Genomic DNA, 24802 nt, shown 5'->3' with positions numbered 1-24802 from the left:
AAGAAACTCATGAAGGAGAGAAAATATGTAATTTTTATATTGTTGTGTGTTGCAGCTTTGCTTCAGGCGCAGAATTCCGTCAAGCCATTCGATGAGTTTTGGGTTACCGGGATGAATAAGTTTGACGGTGTATTTCCGGTATATGTGGCGGAGAAAGAAGTCTATCTGGAAATACCGGAAAAATATATCGGTCGGGAAATCGAAGTGAATGGTCAGATAGATAGAGGGTTTGATTTACTGAATCGTCCGGTCGACGGACTGGGAGTAGTGCGTATTGTATCCCCTGATAAGGCTACAATCTGTTTTCAGAAACCTTTTTATGCAGAACGTATTCTGGATGAAACGAGCGCATATCAGTCATCTTTCTCTTTGTCAAACGTGCAACCTGCCGGTAAAAGTTATCCGGTGGTAACCTATTCAAAAGAGCGGGGAGCTGTTATCCGGATAACAGAGCACCTGATGGACGGTGATGATTGGTTCAGTTATAATAATTATGGTTTTATCCGTTCTCTGGTTCCGGAATTGTCGGAAGTAACGAAAATACATCCCTTCGAAGAAGGCGTATCGTTGACAATCAGGCGCTATCACGGAGCTGAATCGGAAAGATATATGTTTTCCAGTTCTACTGTCATATTGCCTGACGGCAGTATGCCTTTGGAGGTTACCTGTGTAATACGCTTACTTCCCCGGAAAAGGGATCGAATTCGTCTGGCAGATTACAGGATACCTTATCAAACATTACGTTTTAAAGATTATTCCCAAGATCCTTACTGTATGGCAGAAGATTCGTTGATTCTTCGTTGGGATATGTCAAAGACACTCACTTTCTATGTAGATACTCTTTTTCCGAAGGAATATTTTCAGGCGGTGAAAGAAGGGGTGTCGGCATGGAATACCGCATTCCGCAAGGCAGGCATCCATGATGCCTTGCAAGTGAAGTATGCAAACAAGAAGATCATTCCGGCGGAACAACGTGCTTTTATATCTTATGACTTGAAAATGCCGGGGATAAAAAGTGACCTTACACATCATCCTCGTACGGGAGAGATACTTTCATGTCGTCTGAATATCGGACATGGATTTCTGAAAGGGCGATTAGATGATTATCTGCTAAGTTGCGGTGCCTCGGATCCGCGTATTCTGGCTGACCGTTATTCTAAAGAAGTGGAAAAAGAGTTACTGCAAAATGAAATAACGGAAGAGATCGGGCATCTTTTGGGTTTGCGCGGAAGTTTGTCGGAAAGTTCATGTGGGACGACTTTAAAAGTTGGGGATGATGATTGTCTGGCCGTTTACTTTGGTTATCATCCTTTCAAAGGATGTGAGAACTGCTATGATGAACGAGAGCAGCTTCGCCAATGGATAGATCATCATTTGCCGGATCGTATTCGTTTGTTCCGATCATCAGAAGAAGAGAAGCTTGATACTGGGTTTTCAAAGGATTATGCAATAAGAATATCGGATTTGCAGACCGTAGTAAGCCGGTTGGATAAGATTGTATATAAAGGAAAAAAAGGAGATAGGGGAAGTTCACTCAATGATATATATAGAAAGGCTATTCGTTTGTATGGAAGTTATCTGGTGGAAATAGCGAAAGCGGTAGGCAGCTCTCAGCCGGCGGAGATACAGCATCAGGCAATGCTTGATCTGGATACATATTTATTTCATCCTGCTAAAAAGATGGAATGTGCTTATGTAAAAGAGAATTTGTTGGAAGTGAGGAACCATATCCTATATCCGGAATTGGTGAAATTGTTTAAGCAATTGTTGAGTGTTAAGACAATTTCGGCTCTTCGATTGCAGGCATTGCGAAGTGACAGGAAAGCCTATGATGATATTGATTTTTTCCAGGATCTTTATGAAGGGTTGTTCAATGGTTTTGATCCGTCGTCTGCCGTTACTTATGAACAGATGGATATGCAGCTGATATGTCTGGAAACATGGCTGGATATGATACAGGAAGACGCTAAACATAATGGTATGGCGAAACGTTTAAAGGATGAATTGTATCATCTGTGTGGTAGGTTGGAGAAGCTTAGTACAACACATCCCCAGGTGGAAGTGCGTGATATGTATATTTTGCTTGTGGAAAGAATGAGCCAATATTTCCATGTGGTTTCTTGAGTATCATTGAATAATGATGATTTATTGGGGATGATGAAAAAATGGTGGTACAGGTAGGATAACCTGTAAGTTTTGGGTTATCTTTGCAAAGATTTATGAAGTAAATGATAAAAAAAGATGACTATTATTTTTCCTTCACCCATCTTCGGTCCTATACATTCCCGCCGTCTGGGTGTTTCTTTGGGAATTAACTTATTACCGGGTGACGGTAAGGTCTGTTCATTCGACTGCATCTACTGTGAATGTGGTTTCAATGCCGATCATCGTGCAAAGAAGCCTCTCCCAACCCGTGAAGAAGTCCGTGCGGCTCTTGAAGAAAAACTGAAAGATATGCAGGCGAACGGTCCTGCCCCTGATGTGCTGACGTTTGCCGGAAACGGTGAACCGACTGCTCATCCCCATTTCCCGGAAATTATAGAAGATACGCTTGCGCTTCGCGATCAGTATTTCCCGAAAGCGAAAGTAAGTGTATTGAGTAACTCTACGTTTATAGACCGTCCTGCTGTATTCGAAGCACTGAACAAGATAGATAATAATATATTGAAACTGGATACAGTGGATGAAGAATATATTCATTTATTAGATCGTCCTAATGGAAAATATTCCGTTAAGAAGATCATCGGAAAGATGAAAGAGTTCAAAGGAAACTGCATTGTGCAAACGATGTTTCTGAAAGGAGGTTATCAGGGAAAGGACATGGATAATACATCTGATAAATATGTGCTTCCCTGGATAGAAGCAGTGAAGGAAATCGCTCCCCGTCAAGTGATGATTTATACGATTGACCGGGAAACACCCGACCATGACTTACAGAAAGCTACGCATGAAGAATTAGACCGTATTGTAGCTTTACTGGAGAAAGAAGGGATTTCGGCAACAGCTTCTTATTAGTTTTTTCATAAAATGCCGCCTCTTTTTGTTGAGGCGGCACAAATACATAAATATAAGTATAATAGAAGAATCTTATCCTCCTTTCTTCACATAATCTTTCGGCAATATCCCGAATTGCTTTTGGAAGCAACGGGCAAAATACGAAGGATTATTGAATCCGACAATGAAACAAACCTCATTAATCCGGTATTCTCCTTCACGCAGAAGTTCTCCGGCCGTTTTGAGCCGTATCAACCGGATATAATCATTAGGTGGCATTCCGGTCAATCCTTTCAACTTGCGTTGCAGATTAGAACGGCTGATTGCCATTTCTTCCGCCATCTTGTCGATGGTAAATTCTTCATTGGTGAAATTCCGGGTAATAATTTCATTAATCGTGGTAAGCCATTTCACATCCGTTTTATTCATTAATGTCTGGTCGTATGACATATTCGGCACGGTTGTGAAGTGATTGAACAGCATACGCCTGTTTTCCAGCAGATTATTGATAGTGGCTTTCATATGACTTAGGGAGAAAGGTTTTTCTATGTAAGCATCTGCTCCATAGTCGAGACCTGCAATTTTCGAATCGATGCTGTCGAGTGCCGAAAGCAAGATAAACGGGATATGGCAAAGCATATTGTCGGAACGGATGGCTTTTAATAATTCGAATCCGTCCATATGCGGCATGACGATATCACTGATAATAAGGTCTACTGTCGTTGTTTCCAGACATTCCAATGCTTCCTTGCCATTGGTCGCTGTGTGGATGGTATAGGCATTTCCCAGATTCTTAGCCAGAAATTCCAGCATATCCGTCGTATCTTCCACAACGAGCAGGGAGTAACTGCCGGATTCGGTTTCTTCTTCCGGAGCGGGACCTTCATCGGGCATAGAAGTGACGGCGTGGGTTGCCGGAATACTTTTCTCTAAATAAGGGATTTCCACACACACTTCGCAACCTTCGGCATAATTAGGGTTAATAAAAACTTTCCCGTTATGTTTTTCGACTAATAGTTTGACAAGGCTTAGCCCGATACCTACTCCCGATCCGTTATTGCCGGCATTTCCCACCTGATAAAAGGGTTCGAACACCTTGCTGCATTCATCTTGCGGAATTCCCGGCCCGTCATCGCGTACACAGATGGAAAGAGTACGTCCTTCGGCGGACAAATGCTCGTCCAGAATCACCATAATACGGCTGCGGGCATATTTCATGGCATTCGTCAACAGGTTACTGACGATTTTCGTCAGTGCTTCCTGATCTACATTATATTGCAGATGTTCTTTCGGAAGAGAGACACTGAAGGATATTCCGGTCAGCGAGATGGCCCGGAAGCGGTCGATGATTTCCTCGGTCATCCGGTTGATATTTACCTCATTGAATGAAAGCGCATATCCTTCCTTATCCACTTTGCGGAAGTCGAGCAATTGCTTGATAAGTTCCATCAGGCGGTTGGTGTTTTTCCGTATCACCGACAGGTTACTCTCTACTTCACTGTTCCATTCATGTGTTTCCAAAATAGCTTCCAGCGGAGCTTTGATAAGGCTTACCGGAGTCTTGATTTCATGCGCAACCTGTGTAAAGAACGTTATCTTTGACTGGAACAATTCCTGATTCTTGATTTGTTCCATCTCTTTCATCTTCCTTAATTTCACGGCTTGTTGCTTACGCAGATAAAGCCTTACCAGAAAATAAGTGAAGCCACATGCAATTAGTAAATAGAAAATCTTGGCGTAGATCGTCTTCCAGGGTGGAGGAAGAACTTCAATATGCAGACAGCAGTCGTCATTGCTCCAATATTCATCGTTGTTGCTGGATTTCACACGGAACGTATATTCACCCGGAGGCAGGTTGAGAAAGGATACATTATGTTTATCCGTGTATATCCATTCCTTGTGGATGCCGTCCAGTTTGTAGGCATATAAATTCTTGCTGGGAGCCACATAACTTAGACTTTCAAATGTGATGTCGAACGAAACTACCTGATAAGGAATGGTAACCTGTCCGCTAAGGGCAGGAATGCGTTTGCTAAGGCTCACCTTATCATCGGGACTGTGCATATACACTGCCGAAATAGATGCCGTGGGCTTTACCTTATTGATCGATAATTTGAACGGATAGAAACTGTTGAATCCGTTCACCCCACCGAAATAAAATTTCCCGTCACGGGCTTGCATGGAAGAACGGAAGTTGAACTGGTTGCTTTGCAATCCGTCCTCAATGGTATAAAGTTGTGCCCGCTTGTTTTGCGGCTCATAACGGATCAGTCCCCTGTTGGAAGAAAGCCAATAGTTACCCGATTGATCGTCCAGTATGCCGTAAATGATATTGTTCGGCAGATTCTCTTTGGTAGAGAAATTTTCAAAATGGTCCTCCTGATAGTGATAACGGCAGATACCGCCTCCCTCGGTACAAAACCATAGATTCTGTTTATGGTCGATATACACACGGATAACCCAGTTGCTACAGGGAGAAGCAGGGTCAGCCGGATCGTTACGGTAGTTGTGCAGCTTACCGGTCTGGCGATTATAACGCCAGATGCCGTCCCTTTTACTTGCCAGCCATAAGTCCCCATACTGGTCTTCCACCATATCGTAGATAAAGATATGACTTAAAGGTTCCAGTGTCCGGAACGAATCACTGTTCGGATCATACTGGCAGAACCCGGACAGAGTGCCCAAATAAATACTGCCATCTTTCGTTTGATAAATGGAATAGATATGATCGTTAGGAATGGAATGCGGGTTAGTACGGTTGTGGCGATAGTTCTTCGTTTTTCTCGTTTGGATATCCAGGATATATAACCCCCGTGAGAAACTGCCGATCCACAGCTTTCCTTCGTTGTAGAGCAGCGCATGGATATTGTGATAACCGATATTGGGATTATTGCTTCTCAATAGATGATTCTTAAACTTCTTCGTGCGGGGATCAAAGAGATTCAATCCGCCGTCTTCGGTAGCAATCCAGATGTTGCCGTCGGGATCTTCGCAAAACTGGCTGATAACATTTCCCGAAAGAGAATTCTCCGTACCGTTGGGATAATACCACTCGATATCCTTATGCTTGGGAGACAGGTAACTTACTCCACTGAAATATGTCCCGATCCAGATTCCCCCTTCCCTGTCCTGATAACAGGCATAGATACTTTCTTTGCTTTGTTCATCGTCGGTCGGCAGACACTCTCCTGTGGTGGTGTTGAATGTGTAAAGTCCGTCATCGGAGCCGAGATAGAAAGAGTTGGCTGTCCGTTGAAACAGGGTGCGGATGCGTGGGATGGTGAGTGTGTCCCCTTCTCCGAAGTAATAGCGGAATTGCCCTGTCTCCTTATTGAAACGTGCCAGTCCTCCGTACCATGTACCCGCCCATAGCACTCCCTGCGAACTTTCCATCAAAGAAATAATTTCGTTGCAGGCAGGACGTCCGAAAGAAGTCTCTTCGGATATATACCCTGTGAAGTTGTCCGTGCGCTGGTTGTATTTCGCAAGGCCATTCCGCGTGCCTATCCAGATTGTCCCGAACGAATCATTGCAGACCACCCACACATGGTTGTCCGGCAATGAGTGGGGGTCGGAGAGAGAATGTAGATACTGCTTCAATGTTCCCCTTTTCTCGTTGTAGACAAACAATCCGCTGGCTGTTCCGATCCATAGCTGTCCGGAGTTGTCATAAGCCATCCCGAAGACACTGTTGACTGTCACTCCATCTTCTGTCCGGCGGTCGAATACGGAAAATTTCTCTTCCCGCGAGTCGAATAAATATAGTTTTTCCGTGCTTGCCACCCAGATCTGATTGTTATCCGGATGTCGGCAGATGGTTACTATATTCATATAACTGTTTCCGCCGTTTTCTGACGAATGTCCGTAGTTGGTAAACTCGATGCCGTTGAAACGATTCAGTCCGTCCTGTGTGGCAAACCACATATATCCGATGCTATCCTGAAGGATGCTCCGGACACAATTGCCCGATAGCCCCGATCTAACGTCATATTTCTTGTAGATATTGGCGAAGACCAGAGAGACCGATGCCAGCAGTATGCATATGGATAAGACGGACCGTTTCATAATTTCCTTTCTTTGTTATCAGGTTCGGTTCATTTATATGCTGTTTACAGGAGATATAGATCCAGTAAACAGGGTAACTATCCCCTCTGTAGAGGTCTCTACTTCACGTCGTCCCACGTATCTGTACGGAATGGGAAAGCACTCAATCCGAAAGTATTACGCAGGGTGATGTTTCCTACATAATTACGGAAGGCATAGCGCACGGCAACCGGTTGGGCAACTTCTTCACTCCACACTTCTACCGTGTTGGTGCGTCCTATAATCTTTGCCTTTGCCGGATAGAACTTCTTGTCGGCTCCCGCTATCTCGAATCCCTCCAGTTCAGAGAAAGTGGGGAACAGTCCGGCAGGAGCGTTATTGAATGTCACTATGGCCTTGTTGCCGGAATAGTCTACTTTGGTCATCACCGGACCGGTAGATGGCAGCCTGCGCACACCGTAAGTTTTGGTTAGTGCAAGTGTAGCCAGGCGGAGGCCCACTACTTCTTTCTGGGATGGGTGGATGCAGAATTCGTCACCGATATCGGTGGTCGGTATGATGCCGGAGTTGGGAATTGTTTTCAAGGCTTCCATTTGTGCCTCCCGCAATAAGGCGGCACCTGTGTCACGGCTGTCTTTATATTGGTGAGGGGCAATCTGTACGTAATAGAAAGGCATATCAGGAGCTTCCCATACATTTCTCCATAGCTGCACCATAGCAGTCATCATCGGGGCATAGAATTGGTAGTTGGATATATTCGATTCTCCCTGATACCAGAGGAAGCCGCGTGCCGTGAAGTTCTTTACAGGCCATAGCATGGTGTCGTACAGTCCCGATAACCGCTGTGACATACTTAATTTAGGATTGCCGGCTGCTTTCACGTTCATACCTTCAACGGAAGCCAATGTTTTCTCGTCCATCCATGCTTCGATTCGTGAACCACCCCAACTGTTGATAACCAGTCCTACGGGGATATGAAGGCTTTCAGTCAGTTGGCGGGCGAAGAAATAACCTGCGGCACTGCAATCAATGGTTGTTTCAGGAGCGGGAACTTCCCATTTCCTGTCTTCGAAGTCTGCCCGCTGTTTCTCGTCTTTTGTTCTCGGGACAGTGATAAAACGGATTCTGTCGCGGTAATTGCTTGTGTTCAGAAGCGTTTCAAGCGAGTTGTCAATGGGCTGTGCGGCATTTCCCATCATGCGCATTTCCATATTCGACTGTCCGGAGCAGATCCACACCTCCCCTATCAGTATATCCGAGAGAGTGACCGGAGTTCCGTCGCTGATTGTAATAGAATAAGGTGTATATCCTCCTTTGGGAGTATCTACTTTCACCAGCCATGCCCCGTCTTTGTCGGTAGATGCCTGATAAGTCCGGTTGTTCCATGAAGTAGTGACGGTTACTTTTTTGCCGTCTGCCCAACCCCATAATTTAACGGAGCTGTTCTGTTGAAGTACCATGTGATCTCCCATCATTGCGGGAAGTTTTACTTTGCCTTGTGCAAGCGGTAGGAATAAAAGTGATAAAATCAGAAGTAGAAATTGTTTTTTCATACTGTTTTTTATTAGATATTCGACGAATAGTTATTAGGTATCGGGCAAAAATACAATCTATTTTTAAATATGGAATAAGAATAGCTGGTCATTTTCTGATAAAAGCTAGTCGAAATCTTAAAAGCTGGTTTTTCCTTTTCATTCTCGGCCGAATTTTCTTAATTAGTGGCATCAATCGCCTAAACAGTATTATTAGGTTGGTTAAATATCCCATTTCTTTGCACTGTGAGTATTTAACAACCTAATTGTTTCATTAAATCTAATCAAATGGAAAAGAAGCATTATCTATTATTTTTATTGGCTTCGCTCTTTTTACTGACAGATGTGGTGTGGGCACAGACATCTGCTACAGTAAGTGGAGTAGTGATCGATGAGAATGGAGAAACCCTGCCGGGTGTTTCCGTCGTCGAAGTAGGTACAACGAACGGTGTCTTGACAGATTTGAACGGGCACTACACCTTAAAAACAACTTCTGCCAAACCTTCTGTTTCTTTCAGTTACATTGGTTATCAAACCACCACGCTTCCCCTGAACGGACGCACGAAACTCGACATCCGGATGAAGGTGGAAACGAAAGTACTGGATGAAGTAGTGGTAGTGGGTTACGGTGTGCAGAAGAAAGTGAACCTGACCGGCTCCGTGACTTCCATCAACTTTGCCGACCAGACGGAGGGACGTCCCATCATGAGTGTTTCTTCCGCTCTTTCGGGACTCGCTGCCGGTATGAACGTGACGCAGGCTTCGGGACAACCCGGATCGGACGGCGCCACCATCCGCGTGCGTGGTAACGGTACGTTTAATACCAACTCCCCATTGGTACTGGTAGACGGTATTGAATGGAGCATGGACAACGTGAACCCCAACGACATTGAAAGTATCTCCGTACTGAAAGACGCTGCCTCAACAGCTATTTATGGTACGCGTGCCGCTAACGGAGTGATCCTCATCACCACCAAAAGCGGAAAAGGCAAACCGCAAATCTCCTATTCTTATTCGGGAGTCGTGCAAATGCCTTACAACAACCTCTCTTTCGTAAGCGACTACGCCCGCTATATGGGACTGGTCAACGAGGCTTGCGAAAATGTGAATACCAAAGGTATTTTCTCGCAGGAAAGCATTGACCGCTGGAGGGCTGCTTCTGCCGATCCGAACGGACTGAACGAATACGGAGTGCCCAATTACGTGGCCTATCCGAACACGAACTGGTTCGACGAAGTATTCGACACCGGATATTCGCAGGAACACAACCTCTCTGTCTCCGGCAGCTCCGAGAAAGTGAAGTATATGCTTTCCTTGGGCTATCTCGACAATCAGGGAGTCATGAACCGCTGGAACCTCGATTCAAGTACGCAGAAAATCAATTTCCGTACCAATCTGGAAGCCAAGATTGTGAAGTGGATGACCGTCGGTACCCGCCTTTACGGACAAAAGCAGGATTACGGGATGGCAAACATCAGCAATGGATTCAAGTATCTCTACCAGACTACTCCGGGTGTATATCCGGGCGAACCGAACTACTGGGGACGTCCCGCACTGGCAAGTGAAGAATCTTCCAATGCCAATAATATCTTCGGGCAGATGGCGGGAGCTACCGGTTTCAATACCGTATGGCGTCTCAACGCTTCAGTCTACGGAATTATCACTCCTTATAAAGGCCTCAACATCGAAGGTACATTCAACTATTCGCCAACATTTACCGACAAGTCTTCCTATAGCCGCCAGAATGGTTATTGGGACTACGTGACCGACCAACGTGTCAGCGAAAGCGCACTGGAGAACGCTTCCATTACCAATACAAGCGCGCGCACCTGGCGTCAGAGTGCCGAAATACTGGTACGCTATCATACCACCATCAAGAAAGACCACGATCTGGGTGCATTACTCGGATATTCCGCACAGGAATATTACAGCAAGAGCTTTGCCGTTTCCCGTAAAGGAGCTACTGACTGGACACTGAACGAATTGAGCACCTATGAAACGCTCGTCAGCTCTTCCAGCTCGGCACCTGCCAAATGGGGACTGCTCTCCTATTTCGGCCGTGTCAACTATGGATATAAAGGACGCTACCTCTTCGAAGCCAACCTCCGTGCCGATGCCTCTTCCCGTTTCGGTGTGAACCAGCGTTGGGGATATTTCCCCTCGTTCTCCGGTGGATGGCGTATCTCGGAAGAATCGTTCATGCAGGGAGCATCCGACTATCTCTCCAACCTGAAACTGCGTGTTTCGTGGGGAAAGACAGGTAACAACTCTACGGGCAACTACGACTGGCAGGCAAATTATGCCACAGGCAATGTTGTAATCGATGGTGAAGGAACCAAAGGACTGGTACGTAAAAAACTAAGCAACGACAAACTGCATTGGGAAAGTACCGCAACAACCGACATCGGACTGGACTTCGGTTTCTTCAACAACCGCCTGACGGGTGAAATAGACTACTATAATAAATATACTTCAGACATTCTCTACCATCCCGAACTCTATCTCTCGATGGGTGTTGTTGGCTCTGCTCCCGAAAATCTGGGTGAAGTGCGCAACCGCGGTGTAGAATTTACCCTGAACTGGAACGACCGTATCGGAAAAGATTTTGAATACCGGGTAGGCATGAACTTCTCTTTCAATGCCAATAAGGTAATGAAATTCAAGGGCGATCTCCGGAAATACTGGACGTATGATGCACAGGGAAACAAAGTCAGCTATGTCAACAACTTCAGTGATGTGTCCGAATCCGGATTCGGAGGATACATCTGCGAAGGTCGCCAACTGGGTGAAACCTATATGTATAAGGTGTACAGAGGTTCTGGCGAAGGCTATACCGGAGGTGCGGTGGACGTCCATGCCGGACCGAAGGACGGAATGATACGTACGAAGGAAGACATGGTATGGGTACAGGCCATGATTGACTCCGGTTATTCATTCGGAGGAATGAAGACGATTGCCAAAGACCAGCTTTGGTATGGTGACATTCTCTATGCCGACAGCAATGGGGATATGAACTATGGTGATACGAACGACAGGGATTTCTCCGGTCATACCAGTGTGCCGAAATTCAACCTGGGCTTCAACTGTGCTTTCTCTTACAAGAATATTGATTTCTCCATGTTGTGGTCGGGAGCTTTCGGACATTACCTCAACTGGAATACGGATTACTACAACTCCACGCTTGTGAGTCACGGATATGGCATTATCGAACATATTGCCGACAATCATTACTTCTTCGATCCTTCCAATCCGGACGATTCGCGCACCAACCAGTCGGGCAAATACCCCCGTCTGACGTATGGAACTACGTATAATAACAGAATCCAGAGTGATTGGAACGAATATAAGGCCGACTATTTCAAGTTGAAGAATATCCAGATAGGCTATACATTGCCGCAGAGGATTTCCAGTAAGTTCTTTGTAAGCAAGCTCCGTGCTTTCGTGTCGATGGATAACATCCTGACGATTACCAGTTACCCGGGACTTGATCCGGAAATAGGAACTGAAATCGGCTACCCATTGATGCGTCAGATCTCTTTTGGCGGACAGATTACCTTTTAATGATGTAGAACTAAAAAACAGAATCTGATATGAAAAAGATATTAATGATTTTAACGATGGCTCTGGCTGCTACCTCCTGCATGGATATTCTCGATGTAGCCCCGGAAGACCAGATCGCAAGTGAAAACATGTGGACTACGGAGGAGCTTGCCGACAAGGGAATGGCAGGACTCTACTATCCGTTCTATGCCACCCAACTCTCGTCTACCCAGCTCCGGCGTGCCGACGGTTTGAACCGCCAGGGAATCGAAGCCATGAGCTTCGCAACCGATTATTATTCCAACAACTATCCGGTGGAACTGCTTTCGCTGGCTACCAAACCTGCCAATGACTTTCAGGTGTGGTATGAATGGAAGTTCTGTTACACCATCATCCATGCGTGTAACGATGCGATTGCCAATCTGCATAAAGCGGATATGGCTGCCGGTAAACTGGCGCGTTATCAATGCGAAGCCCGTTTCCTCCGTGCGTGGGCCTACAATCGGCTGAATATGCTTTATCAGGGTGTTCCCGTTTATCTGGAACCCATCAATAATGAAGACTGTACGCGTGGTCAATCTTCGGTAGATGAAGTCTGGCAAGTGATTCTGGACGATTTGACGTATTGTATCAATAATCCCGATTTCCCCCATAACACGCTGAACGAAAACTACGGACGCCCCTCCAAGGGAGCTGCTTATGCGCTTCGTGGCATGGTGTATATGTGGAAGAAGCAATACAAGGAAGCAGGCAATGATTTCAAAGAAGTGGAAACCTGCGGCTACGGCTTGTGGACAGGCGAATATGCCGACTTCTTCAAATATGAAAACGAGAAAGACAAAGAAATGATTTTCTCGCTCCAGTTTAGCGAAGAAACCGGTTACTGTGACAACATTCAGCAAATGACCGGTGCGCGTGATACGTATGACGGATGGACGGAAATAAAACCTTCCGCAGACTTTGTAGACTATTATAAGAATGCCGACGGATCGGACTTCAAATGGTCGGAAGTAGACGGTTTGGAAGATTGGGACTTATTGACTCCGCAACAACGTGAAATCTTCTTCTGCCGTGACGGATTGGAATCCATGTCCTCACAAAAGAATGCCCTTATCAAACGTGTAGGCGAAGATATTTATCAGAAATATTACCTGAACAGCGGTAACGAAGCCCGTATTAAAAAGGCGTATGACAACCGCGATCCACGTTTGCAACAGACAGTCGTTACCCCTTATATCCCGGTAGATTGCTACAAGCCTAACTATGCCGGAGATGCCAACCAAATCGGTAAACAACTCCGCTGGCCGTTGAAGGAACAAGGCACGAATGGCGGAGACTTCTGGCTGGATAAACGTACTTCCGCTTTCTACTGCTATCGTAAATACAATGAGTTTGAGAAAGGCCGCTTGATTAGCCGGAGCCGTTGTCATACCGACTGGCCGTTGATTCGCTATACCGATGTATTGTTACAGTATGCGGAAGCATTGGCACAGACCGACCAGATAGGAGAAGCCATCCGCTTGGTGAATAAAGTACGTACCCGCGCCCATATGCCTGTGTTGACAGAGGGCGGAAGCGGTCCGTGCGCAGTGAACGGAAAAGAAGACATGCTCGAAAGAGTGCGCTATGAACGTCGCGTGGAATTCTGTCTGGAAGGAATCAACTTCTTCGACGAAGTACGTTGGGGAACCTATAAAGAAACCAAATTCCAGGGAAAAGACGTGAATGGAGGTAAGTCCTGGTGGGGCGATATGGTAGAGTATAACTGGTATTACACCGAATCTATGTGGCCGTGGACTGCTCCTATCTCTGAAACGCAGAAGAACCCGAACCTGACTAAACGAAGCGGTTGGGCGTATTAATCATAAAGATTTGAATAAGGATGAAGAAAATACTTTTACTATTACTCATTTTTGTATTCGGTTGCACAGGTGCGTTTGCACAACAGTTTGATTATGGCAAGATAGCGCCTCATCCCCGTCTGTTATTGCCGGAGGGCGGAGAAGAAGCTATTAAGAAAGCTATTGCGGAGTATCCCCCGTTGGCAGCAGTTCACCAACGGATTATGGAACTTTGCGACCGGACACTTACAGAACCACCTGTGGAACGTATCAAGGAGGGCAAACGCCTGTTGGCGATTTCGCGCATCGCATTGAAGCGTATCTATTACCTCTCATACGCTTACCGTATGACGGGAGATAAGAAATACGCTCACCGTGCGGAACAGGAGATGCTCGCTGTCAGCCGTTTCACGGACTGGAACCCTACTCATTTCCTGGATGTAGGCGAGATGGTAATGGCATTGGCTATCGGTTACGACTGGCTCTATGATTCTTTGCAGCCCGACACCCGCCGGGTGGTGCGTGAAGCAATCATCGAAAAAGGATTTGATGCGGCAAAGAATACCCGTCATGCCTGGTTCTACACTGCCAAGAATAACTGGAATTCCGTATGTAATAGTGGATTGGCGTATGGTGCGCTGGCTCTTTTCGAAGAGATTCCGGAGATCTCGAAAGGTATTATCGAGAAATGCATGGAGACAAATCCGAAAGCGATGGTAGGCTATGGTCCTGATGGAGGTTATCCCGAAGGATTCGGATATTGGGGGTACGGGACGAGTTTTCAGGTAATGCTCATTGCTGCGCTCGAAAGTGCTTTCGGCACAGACAATGGGCTCTCCCAAGCCCCCGGATTTAAGGAGTCTGCCCGTTTCATGCAGTATATGACGGCTCCGAGTGGAGACTGCTTCTGTTTCTCGGATTCTCCGGTAGAGGCGGAATGTAACATGATGATGTTCTGGTTTGCAGGCAAGGAGAAAGACCTTTCCCTGTTGTGGATTGAACGTCAGTATCTCGACCGCCCGGATATGCAGTTTGCCGAAGACCGTTTACTACCCAGCCTGATGGTGTTCTGTTCACAGCTCGACCTGAACCGGATCGGAAAGCCGAAGAAAAACTTCTGGTTTAACCGCGGAGATACGCCTGTGTTTATCTACCGTGGCGGATGGGACAGTAAGAAAGACACCTATCTGGGAGTGAAAGGAGGTTCGCCCTCTACCTCTCATGCACACATGGATGCCGGGTCGTTTATCTTCGAGAGAGACGGAGTGCGTTGGGCGATGGACTTGGGGATGCAGAGTTATATCACACTCGAAAGTAAGGGAGTGGACCTGTGGAATATGTCGCAGAACGGACAACGCTGGGAAGTATTCCGGTTAAGCAATATCGCTCACAATACGTTGACGATTAACGGAGAACGCCATTTGGTAGAGAGCAATGCCCCGATTACCCGTACTTTCGAGTCGAAGAAACAGAAAGGGGCGGAAGTAGACCTGTCGAGTGTGTTTGCCAACAGTGTGAAGAAAGCTGTCCGCACCGTGATATTGGACAGGAAAGACCATTTGGAGGTAATAGACCGGTTGGAGACGGGCGATAAGGAAGCTACCGTATCCTGGATGATGGTCACCCCGGCAGAAGCCAAGATTACGGGCAAGAACCGCATAGAATTGACTAAAGACGGACAACGGATGCTCCTGACAGCAGATACCGGTACGGAAGTAGAAATGAAAATCTGGTCCAACGTGCCCCCGCATGAATATGATTTCCGCAATCCGGGAACCATCCGCGTTGGCTTTGAAACGGTGATTCCTGCCCATTGTGCCTCGCAACTGAAAGTACGACTTATTCCTTTGAAGTAATACAAATAAATTCATTGAACCATGAAAACGATTCTTTTTAAAACAATCATCATAGCTTTCTTCGTAGGAACAGCCGTAAGTTGTTCCGATGAGGATGAGAACAGATTCCGTCCGGGATCTACCCATGAGAAACCGAATCCTACGGAGCCGGAGGGTGGACTGGATTATTCCAAACTGACTGCGGATAACCATCCCCGTCTGTTGATGAACGCCGAGGCTTTCACTGCATTGAAAGCCAAAGTGGATGCAAATACGAGTGCCAATCTGACCTTGCTGCATAACACCATTATGGGAGTGTGCAACAGCAAAGGGATGAATGCAACGGCACTGACTTATAAACTGGATGCCAGCAACAAACGTATTCTCGATGTTTCCCGTGATGCTCTATTGCGTATTTTCACCTGTGCTTATGCCTACCGGATGACTGGCGATGCCAAATACCTGACTAAAGCGGAAACCGATATCAATGCTGTATGCAACTTTCCCGACTGGAACTCGAAACGTCATTTTCTCGATGTGGGCGAAATGGCTACGGCCGTTGCTTTCGGCTACGACTGGCTCTATAACGAACTAAGCGCCTCCACCCGTACGAAAGCAGCCAACGCATTGCTGAAGTTTGCTTTCCAACAGGCACAGAACAAGAACTGGAACCTGAACTTCTATGAAGCTACCAACAACTGGAACCAGGTTTGTAATGGCGGACTGGTCTGTGCGGCACTGGCTTCTTATGAAAACAATCCTTCCGAAGCAAAGGACATGATTGAAAAGGCTTTAGCATCCAATAAACCTGCATTGGAAGTGATGTACTCTCCCGACGGCAACTATCCGGAGGGCAGCGGTTACTGGTGTTACGGCACACTTTATCAGGTGTTGATGCTTGCCGCCCTCAACAGTACGCTTGGCACGGATAACGGACTTTCCGATACACCGGGATTCTCCAAAACGGCAGAATATATGTTGTATATGACAGGGCTGAACAGCAAGTTCTTTAATTATTCGGACTGTGCTCCCTCTTCTACCGCAGCACTCGCTTCGTGGTGGTTTGCCGATAAATACAGTAACCCGTCATTGCTCTATAATGAACTGAAAATGCTGAAGAACGGTGAATATGCTTCCTGTGCCGAAAACCGCCTATTGCCAATGATTATGGCTTTCGCCAATAATCTGAATCTGGATGCGATCTCCGCCCCTTCCAATAAGCTATGGAGTGGAAAAGGGGAAACGCCCGTCGTGATGGTGCATACCGACTGGACATACACGGATACGGATAAATACCTCGGTATCAAAGGCGGCAAGGCCGGTTCTAGTCATGGACACATGGATGCCGGTTCATTTGTATACGATGCGTATGGAGTGCGTTGGTCGATGGATTTCGGTCTGCAAAGTTATACAACTCTTGAGTCGGTACTGGCCGGTTTGGGTGGTAATCTTTGGGATATGGGACAGAATTCGATGCGTTGGGATGTATTCCGCCTGAATAATCTCAATCATAGCACGATCTCAATCAATGATGCCCGTCACCGGGTGGACGGTGCGGCTACCCTGACCACTACCATCAACACTGCTACGGAATTGGGAGCCACTTTCGATCTGACAGAAGTAGTGTCCGATCAGGCCGCATCCGCTACCCGTACCGTGAAAATCGTGAACGATAAAGATTTAGTGGTCATGGATGAGATAAGGGCAAGAACGGATAAATCCGCCAAAGTGCGCTGGTGTATGGTGACCCCTGCCGTCCCGACAGTGGAAAGTAACCGCATCGTGTTGACTAACGGAAGCAAAGTGATGTATCTCACAGCCAGCGGAACCGTGAAGCCTACCTACAAAACATGGAGTACCACTAGTGAAAACTCTTATGACCAGGCTAATCCGGGTACTTATATGGTCGGCTTTGAAGCAACGGTCACAGCCAACCAGACTGCCACATTTACTACAACCCTGTCCCCCAAATAAAATGAATTGAACGTATGAGAATCTTATTATTATCTATACTAGGGCTTCTAACATTGGCATCCTGCTCCAGGCAGGAGCCGATGGAGGTGCTGATTGACCGTGTGTTTACCGTTGCAGAGCAACAATACACGAATATGGATACCCGCCTGACGGAAAAGACACTTCCCCGCACGCTCTCTGCCGAGGGTGAGTTTGTCCCTTCGAATATCTATTGGTGGTGCAGCGGGTTCTATCCCGGCTCCCTCTGGTATATCTATGAATATACCCGGAACGATGCCGTGAAGGCGCTGGCCGAGAAGAATACGCTGAAACTCGACTCTATACAGTACGTGACCAGAGATCACGATGTAGGTTTCCAGTTGAACTGCAGTTATGGGAATGCTTTCCGGCTGACGGGCAATGAGGCTTATAAACAGGTGCTCTATCAGGGAGCCAAATCCCTGTCAACCCGCTTCCAACCTACCGCCGGTGTAATCCGTAGCTGGGACTTTGTGCGCAAAGGTTGTGACTGGAAGTTTCCGGTGATTATTGACAATATGATGAATCTTGAATTGCTGTTATCCATGTCGAAAGCCTATGCCGATGATTCTTTGCAGAACATAGCCTGCACGCATGCCAACACCACTATCCTGAATCATTTCCGCGATGATTACTCTACGTATCATCTGGTGGACTACGATCCTGAAACCGGAGAAGTGCGCGGCAAGCAGACAGTGCAGGGTTTCTCGGACAATTCTTCTTGGAGCCGCGGACAGGCATGGGCCTTGTATAGCTATACGATGATGTTCCGCCTGACGGGTTATCAGAATTATCTGTTGCAAGCCGGACATATTGCCGATATGCTGCTCCGCCGTCTACCTGCCGACGGTATTCCTTACTGGGACTTTGACGCTCCGGTGGAAGAACACTCCTATCGGGATGCTTCTGCTGCCGCTATCATGGCCTCTGCTTTTATCGAGCTAAGCCGCTATATCCCCGGAACGGAAGCCAAGGAATCTTATCTTGCCATGGCGGAAAAGCAACTCCGCACGCTTGCCTCGAAAGAGTATCTGGCCGAACCGGATACGAACGGGAACTTCCTCCTGAAGCATAGCGTGGGCGCACTTCCAGATAAAAGCGAAGTAGATGTCCCCCTGACGTATGCCGATTATTACTTTTTAGAAGCATTGCTACGGTATAAGAATCTACAAAAATAAAACTAATACAATATGATTATGAAGAACTTACATATAAGCATGGCATTTATCTTCGTATTACTGCTGATAACTGCCTCCTGTTCGGACAAGGATGATTCGGCTCCACGTGTCATCCCTACCATGAACCTGATAGTTTCGGAGATTGCAGACAATACGGCTCTGATTACTTCCGAACAGCAAACAGGTACTACGTTCGGAGCGAAAGTCATTGATTTCTATCCGGTGGCCGACATCGGCTTTGACTATAACATTGAAGTGAAGCTGGTGAAATTCGTAGAAGAAAACGGAGAACCGGTATCTCTGCCCTATACGCGTAAAGTCACCGAAGGATTGCGTCCGGGAGTGAATTACATTAGTGCTATCATTGCCTATAATGCCGAGGGGCGTGCCGTGTGTTCCGCTTTTCAGACTTGGAAAGCGGCAGGAACAGAAGGCGCATGGAGTGATGGCGGTTCTGCCGGTGATCTGGAAGAGAATGAATGGTAAACGAGGATGTAACCTAAAAGAATGAATGGTATGAAAAATAAATTATATGCAATAGGTGTAACGATTCTGATGATGACAAGTTGCACACAGGACGAGCTTATTTCGTCCGATAACGGCCGGGAACCGGTAACGGAAGGTTCATGTCTGACGCTGGTCGGACTCTCGTCTCCGCAGACGCGTGTTTCTATCGGTGATAAAACAGGTGATGTTTATCCGGTGCTTTGGAGTGAGGGGGATGCCTTGGGAGTTTTCTCCCGTACGGCAGGGACTGATATTCACAATGTGCAGTCTTTGTTAAGTGATGAATCGATTGGGCAGAATTCTGGTGTCTTTACTTCAGACGATGTGAAGATGGCGGAAGCAGGAGCTACGGAACTTCTTATCTATTACCCGTACCGGGCAAGTACGGAACTGGCCGAAGACGGGAACAAGATTACTTCTTCCTTGTCTGTAGAGCAGGAGCAAAGTCGTCCGGGTGATAGTCATCATATTGGGAAGTATGGGTTTGCATTTGCCAAGGCAACAGTCAGCGGTCCGGACATGCTTGCCAAATTTACGTTGAGTCATGCGATGGCTTATGTGAAGTTCAGCATCTCGTCGCAGGAACTTTCTACGTACAGGCTAAAGAGTGTTTCCCTGTACGACAAGGAGACGAAAACGCCTCTTTCCGGTACGTTTACCGCGAATCTGGATACGGACGAGTTGACATACGGCACGGATGTCAAGCCGTATGCCACTGTTTCACTGGCTACTCCCGAGTTGCTGGCTTCCGCACAGGATCTATATCTGACTACGTATCCTGCTGATTTAAGCGGCAAAGAGGTGTATATTGTGGTCACTCTGGAGAATGACCGGCAGACGGTTACGATTCCTATTCTAAAGGAAGGAAAGCAGTTGAAAGCCAATGCAGTCAATACGATTGCTATTAATAACTTGAAACTTTCGGATAATTCCTGTGAATGGTATGAGCCTGTAGAGACACGTCTGCTGGCAGGCGGATGGGCTTATGGCGAATCCAACTGTCTGATGACGAATATTTCGGCCAGTGGTGTGAGCAATACGATTAGTGTGAAGGCACGTGGTAACTTCATGGAAGTGGAAGAACCTAAGTATGCAAAGACTATTCTCGGGTGCGATTTGAATGTTAATCATAAGATGATTGCTGTGAATGGTTCTACTACGGACATCACTCCCGTTGGCGGTGATTACAATATTACGATCAATACCTATAAGGTAAGTGGAGGTTATGACGGCGGTTGCGGTCAGGTGGCTATCTATGGAGAGGATCAGACTACTGTTATCTGGAGTTTTATTATCTGGATGACCCCTACTCCGGCAGAACACCCTTATGGTAATACAGGATATGTAGTGTTAGATCGTAATTTGGGTACTTATATGACATGCGAAGGAGACAACTGGAAACAAAACGGTGTTTACTTCCAGTGGGGACGTCCTACGCCGGTGGGCTGGTCGGGAACCGTGGGTACTAACATACCTACTCAAGCCACCAATGTCCGCTTCTCTATCGAAAATCCTCGTGCATTGCTTTATACCAATGAAGTGGAGAATACAAAATCCGACTGGTATCTGGGTGCATGGACCGGTGCACGTACCGACCGTAAAGATGACTTCTGGGGTAATCCGAACGAATCGAGCACTTATCTCAATCCTTCTGACGGTCATAAATCTATTTATGATCCTTGTCCGAAAGGGTATCGGGTAGTGTCTCCCCGTGTATTGGATGAGATAGAGCAGAAAGGTGAATTTGTGAAACAGAGCGCAACTGCGGTATTTAAATATTGCTATGATGGTACAAACTATGCTTATTGGCCGTTAGCAGGTTGTAAGTGGGGATCTAATGGTGGAAATAATGGTAATAATACGGGGCTGGATGCTAGCAAGGGTGCTGCTTGCTATTGGTCCAACTCATCGGCAAGTAGTTATGGAAATGATAAGGATCAGGGAGCTACTTCCTTGTATTATAAAGTTTCCGATAAGACGTGGACTCACTCTTCCGGTCGTTCTCATGCATTCTCTGTACGGTGTATGAAAGATACCGAGAATCGTTAGGCTTATGGGGCTGTATGAGGAAATAGAGTTTTCCATCTCTGTTCCATTTTTAAGATTCAGAAGAAAACCGGAATAAGATAAAAGGACCTAATAGAAGAAAAAGTGCATATTCAGTTGCAAGAATATGCGCTTTTTCTTTTTATATTGCATTTATTTCCTTGAAATATGCAATATATGGTGTCACTAAACCATCGGTTTGGTGTAATCAAAGCTTCGGTTTGTTTAAAACAAACGCTCTCTTTGGTATAAACAAACCGTCGGTTCCTTTTAAAGGAAGCGAAACTGGGTTTTGGGAGAGCAGAATTAGAGCTGGTTGGTCTTTCTTTTCTGTTGGTTTGTAAATAGCAATCTGATATGTGTCTGACGATATAGTGACTTTTTATACTTTTGAAAGGTCTGCTTTACTGCAATTTGTCTAGCAATAATAGGTGTTTGGTGCCGCTTGCGAATTGTGCTGTTTTAAATTGCAGGCGTTTTTTCTGATTCAGAAGAGAGGAGCTCGAATTATGAGGCACAGAATAGATAAAATATGCGTTTCTTCATATTGATTCCGTCTGTCTCCTGCATACGATTTATTGAATGCTCATCTTCATATAAACGATGGTATCTTTGCCACGAGCAAAGGTTTGTTTACTACTTGTGAAACTTAAATAAATGACATCATACTCTTTCTGTTTTTAATTTAAAGAAAGAAGGGCTGCCGGAGAAGTGATTCTGTAGCAGCCCGTTTTGTTGTAAATTGTTTTTGTGTAATACGTCTTTTACGCTTTCAGTAGCTCATTTATTTTACAAGGCTCTTCGCCCTCTCCAACGCTACATTGATATTCGGACAGATATTCTCTTTTCCAAGCAGTTCGTAGAATCCGGCTTTTTCCAGTACGTTATGCACGTTCTCGTTTACTCCGGAAAGGATAACGGTGGTTTTTTCCTTTTGTGACATCTCGCAGAGGGTGGTCAGATTATGAATACCTGTGGAGTCGATGAACGGAACCTTACGCATACGGATAATACGTACTTTCGGACGGTCTCCCAGTTGAGCCATGGTTTCTTCAAATTTGGTAGCGATACCGAAGAAGTAAGGACCATTGATTTCGTATACCTCTATGCCTTTGGGAATCATCAGATTTTCTTCGTGTACGGTAATATCCGATTCTTTATTAGGGTCAATCTCGTCGGTAATCACCGAGATTTCGGTAGTCTCCATGACACGCTTCATGAAGAGGACGCAGGCAATCACCAATCCTACCTCGATAGCGACAGTCAAGTCGAAGATTACGGTCAGGAAGAAAGTAATCAGCAATACGGTGACATCTGATTTCGGGTTCTTCAATAAAGCTCTGAACACACGCCATCCGCTCATGTTATAAGATACGATGACCAGTACCCCGGCAAGGCACGCCATCGGGATATATTGTGCGAGGGGCATCAGGAAGAGCAGAATCAGAAGCAGTATCACTGCATGGATAATTCCGGCTATCGGTGTTTTACCTCCGTTGTTGATATTCGTCATGGTACGGGCAATGGCTCCGGTAGCGGGAATACCTCCGAACAGGGGGGCTATGATATTGGCTGCTCCCTGGGCGATCAGTTCTGTATTGGAATCGTGGCGGTCGCCTATCACACCGTCGGCTACAGTGGCGGACAGCAGGGATTCGATGGCTCCCAGTACGGCGATGGTGATGGCTACCGGAAACAATTCTCTGATAGCTTCCCAATTCAGTGCAGGCACAGTGGCATCAGGCAATTCCGATTTGATGGTGAAACGGTCGCCGATGGTCTGGATGCAGTCGATTCCACCGAAAGTTTTCATCAGATAAACGGCTACTGTGACAACGATGATGGCAATCAGTGAGCCGGGAATTTTCTTTGAGAATTTCGGAGTGATGGCGATGATGATAATGCTGGCAAAACTTACGATGGTATTCCACCAGTTGATAGTATCGAAATGACGGAAATAGATCATCCACTTCCCGACGAAGTCCCCCGGCACTTTCTCGTCTCCGAAAGACAGACCGAAAATATCGGCGATCTGGGTCGTGAAAATAGTGACAGCAATACCGCTGGTAAAACCGACGATGATAGGATAAGGGATGAACTTGATAACCGCTCCGAGCTTGAACACTCCTAATAAAATAAGGAGTACACCTGCCATGAGTGTGGCTACAATCAGTCCGGCTTCGCCGTATTGCTGGATGATGCCGTAGATAATGACGATAAATGCTCCTGTCGGGCCACCGATCTGGACTTTGCTTCCTCCCAACAGGGAAATGATGAATCCGGCAATGATAGCGGTAATAATACCTTTTTCGGGCGATACCCCCGAAGCAATACCGAAGGCAATGGCTAATGGCAACGCAACGATCCCTACGATGATACCTGCCATCAAGTCGGCCATGAACGTTTCTTTTGAGTAATTCTTTAAACAAGAAACCAGTTTGGGTTTAAATTCAAATAGCTTCATTATTATTAGTTGTTATGTATATATTCAGCCCTTTTGTAAAGTAGAGGTTGCAAAATTATATAAAATAATCGAAAGAAGTGTGTTTTTCAACATACTATTTATTTGTTGATAGGTTTTATCGATGAGCTGATAGTTATTATTAATTGAAGAAAAGGTGGTTTGTTATGAACAAATCGCGTATATTTGTGTTATAAATGGTACGACAAGTTACGTATGGTAATCAACCAATTTAAAATAGATTAGAATTATGGCTAAGAGTATTAAAGGAACTCAAACAGAGAAGAATCTGTTGACTTCATTCGCTGGAGAATCACAGGCAAGAATGCGTTACACTTATTTTGCAAGTGTAGCAAAGAAAGAAGGTTACGAACAAATCGCTGCCATTTTCACAGAAACAGCTGATCAGGAAAAAGAGCATGCAAAACGTATGTTCAAGTTCCTCGAAGGCGGTATGGTAGAAATCACTGCCAGCTATCCGGCTGGTGTAATCGGTAATACGCTTGAGAATCTTCGCGCTGCAGCAGCGGGTGAACATGAAGAATGGTCACTGGATTATCCTCACTTTGCTGATGTGGCAGAACAGGAAGGTTTCCCGATGATTGCTGCTATGTACCGCAATATCTCCATCGCTGAAAAAGGTCACGAAGAAAGATACCTTGCTTTCGTGAACAACATCGAAAATATGACTGTATTCGCTAAAGAAGGCGAAGTGGTATGGCAATGCCGTAACTGCGGCTATATTACTGTAGGTAAGGAAGCTCCTGAAGTTTGCCCGGCATGTCTGCATCCGCAGGCTTATTTCGAGGTGAAGAAGGAAAACTATTAATCT

At 46.0% G+C, this 24802-nt stretch carries 13 protein-coding genes; 10 read left to right on the top strand and 3 right to left on the bottom strand.

Going from position 1 to position 24802, the window contains the following annotated elements; genetic code table 11:
* Positions 1 to 9 precede the first annotated feature (9 nt).
* A complete protein-coding gene (locus I2I13_RS02685; protein WP_148367710.1) occupies positions 10 to 2124 on the top strand; it encodes a DUF5117 domain-containing protein in 2115 nt (704 codons plus the stop codon).
* A 117-nt stretch (positions 2125 to 2241) separates the two neighbouring features.
* Positions 2242 to 3015: a radical SAM protein gene (locus tag I2I13_RS02680; RefSeq protein ID WP_148367711.1), complete on the top strand. Its 774-nt coding sequence runs from the start codon at positions 2242 to 2244 to the stop codon at positions 3013 to 3015.
* A 72-nt stretch (positions 3016 to 3087) separates the two neighbouring features.
* Here the strand turns inward: I2I13_RS02680 and I2I13_RS02675 are convergent, their stop codons facing one another.
* A complete protein-coding gene (locus tag I2I13_RS02675) occupies positions 3088 to 7059 on the bottom strand; it encodes a hybrid sensor histidine kinase/response regulator transcription factor (RefSeq protein WP_195648681.1) in 3972 nt (1323 codons plus the stop codon).
* Between the two features lie 98 nt (positions 7060 to 7157).
* The gene (locus I2I13_RS02670; protein ID WP_148367713.1) at positions 7158 to 8591 is read right to left on the bottom strand and encodes a sialate O-acetylesterase; all 1434 of its coding nucleotides are present in this window, start codon (positions 8589 to 8591) and stop codon (positions 7158 to 7160) included.
* Between the two features lie 267 nt (positions 8592 to 8858).
* Here I2I13_RS02670 and I2I13_RS02665 point away from each other — a divergent pair, with 267 nt between their 5' ends.
* From I2I13_RS02665 to I2I13_RS02635, 7 genes are read left to right on the top strand one after another with little or no spacing between them, the layout of a single operon-like run.
* Positions 8859 to 12131: a TonB-dependent receptor gene (locus I2I13_RS02665; protein ID WP_195648680.1), complete on the top strand. Its 3273-nt coding sequence runs from the start codon at positions 8859 to 8861 to the stop codon at positions 12129 to 12131.
* 29 nt (positions 12132 to 12160) lie between these two features.
* A complete protein-coding gene (locus I2I13_RS02660) occupies positions 12161 to 13972 on the top strand; it encodes a RagB/SusD family nutrient uptake outer membrane protein (RefSeq protein WP_148367715.1) in 1812 nt (603 codons plus the stop codon).
* 20 nt (positions 13973 to 13992) lie between these two features.
* Positions 13993 to 15807 carry a heparinase II/III family protein gene (locus I2I13_RS02655; protein ID WP_195648679.1) on the top strand — a complete coding sequence of 605 codons (1815 nt, stop codon included), beginning with the start codon at positions 13993 to 13995 and terminating at the stop codon, positions 15805 to 15807.
* Between the two features lie 21 nt (positions 15808 to 15828).
* Entirely contained in the window at positions 15829 to 17760 is a 1932-nt protein-coding gene (locus I2I13_RS02650) for a heparinase II/III family protein (protein ID WP_195648678.1), read from the top strand.
* Between the two features lie 14 nt (positions 17761 to 17774).
* Positions 17775 to 18956 (top strand): glycoside hydrolase family 88 protein, encoded by a 1182-nt coding sequence (locus I2I13_RS02645; protein ID WP_148367718.1) that lies wholly within the window; start codon positions 17775 to 17777, stop codon positions 18954 to 18956.
* Positions 18957 to 18968: 12 nt separating this feature from the next.
* Positions 18969 to 19442 (top strand): hypothetical protein, encoded by a 474-nt coding sequence (locus I2I13_RS02640; RefSeq protein WP_195648677.1) that lies wholly within the window; start codon positions 18969 to 18971, stop codon positions 19440 to 19442.
* A 30-nt stretch (positions 19443 to 19472) separates the two neighbouring features.
* Positions 19473 to 21512, top strand: a complete 2040-nt coding sequence (locus tag I2I13_RS02635) for a fimbrillin family protein (protein WP_195648676.1) — start codon at positions 19473 to 19475, stop codon at positions 21510 to 21512.
* A gap of 781 nt (positions 21513 to 22293) precedes the next feature.
* On the opposite strand, the gene I2I13_RS02630 is transcribed toward I2I13_RS02635, so the two are convergent.
* The gene (locus tag I2I13_RS02630; protein WP_148367720.1) at positions 22294 to 23973 is read right to left on the bottom strand and encodes a SulP family inorganic anion transporter; all 1680 of its coding nucleotides are present in this window, start codon (positions 23971 to 23973) and stop codon (positions 22294 to 22296) included.
* 247 nt (positions 23974 to 24220) lie between these two features.
* On the opposite strand from I2I13_RS02630, the gene rbr reads away from it, so the two are divergent.
* Complete coding sequence (gene rbr / locus I2I13_RS02625) at positions 24221 to 24799, top strand: rubrerythrin (RefSeq protein ID WP_148367721.1); 579 nt, start codon at positions 24221 to 24223, stop codon at positions 24797 to 24799.
* The last annotated feature ends 3 nt before the right edge of the window (positions 24800 to 24802 follow it).

Source organism: Bacteroides sp. D55t1_190419_B8 (assembly GCF_015558905.1).
Taxonomy (GTDB): Bacteria; Bacteroidota; Bacteroidia; order Bacteroidales; family Bacteroidaceae; genus Bacteroides; species Bacteroides vicugnae.
The sequence above is the reverse complement of the archived record's forward strand: the minus strand, read 5'-3'. Positions and strand labels throughout refer to the sequence as shown.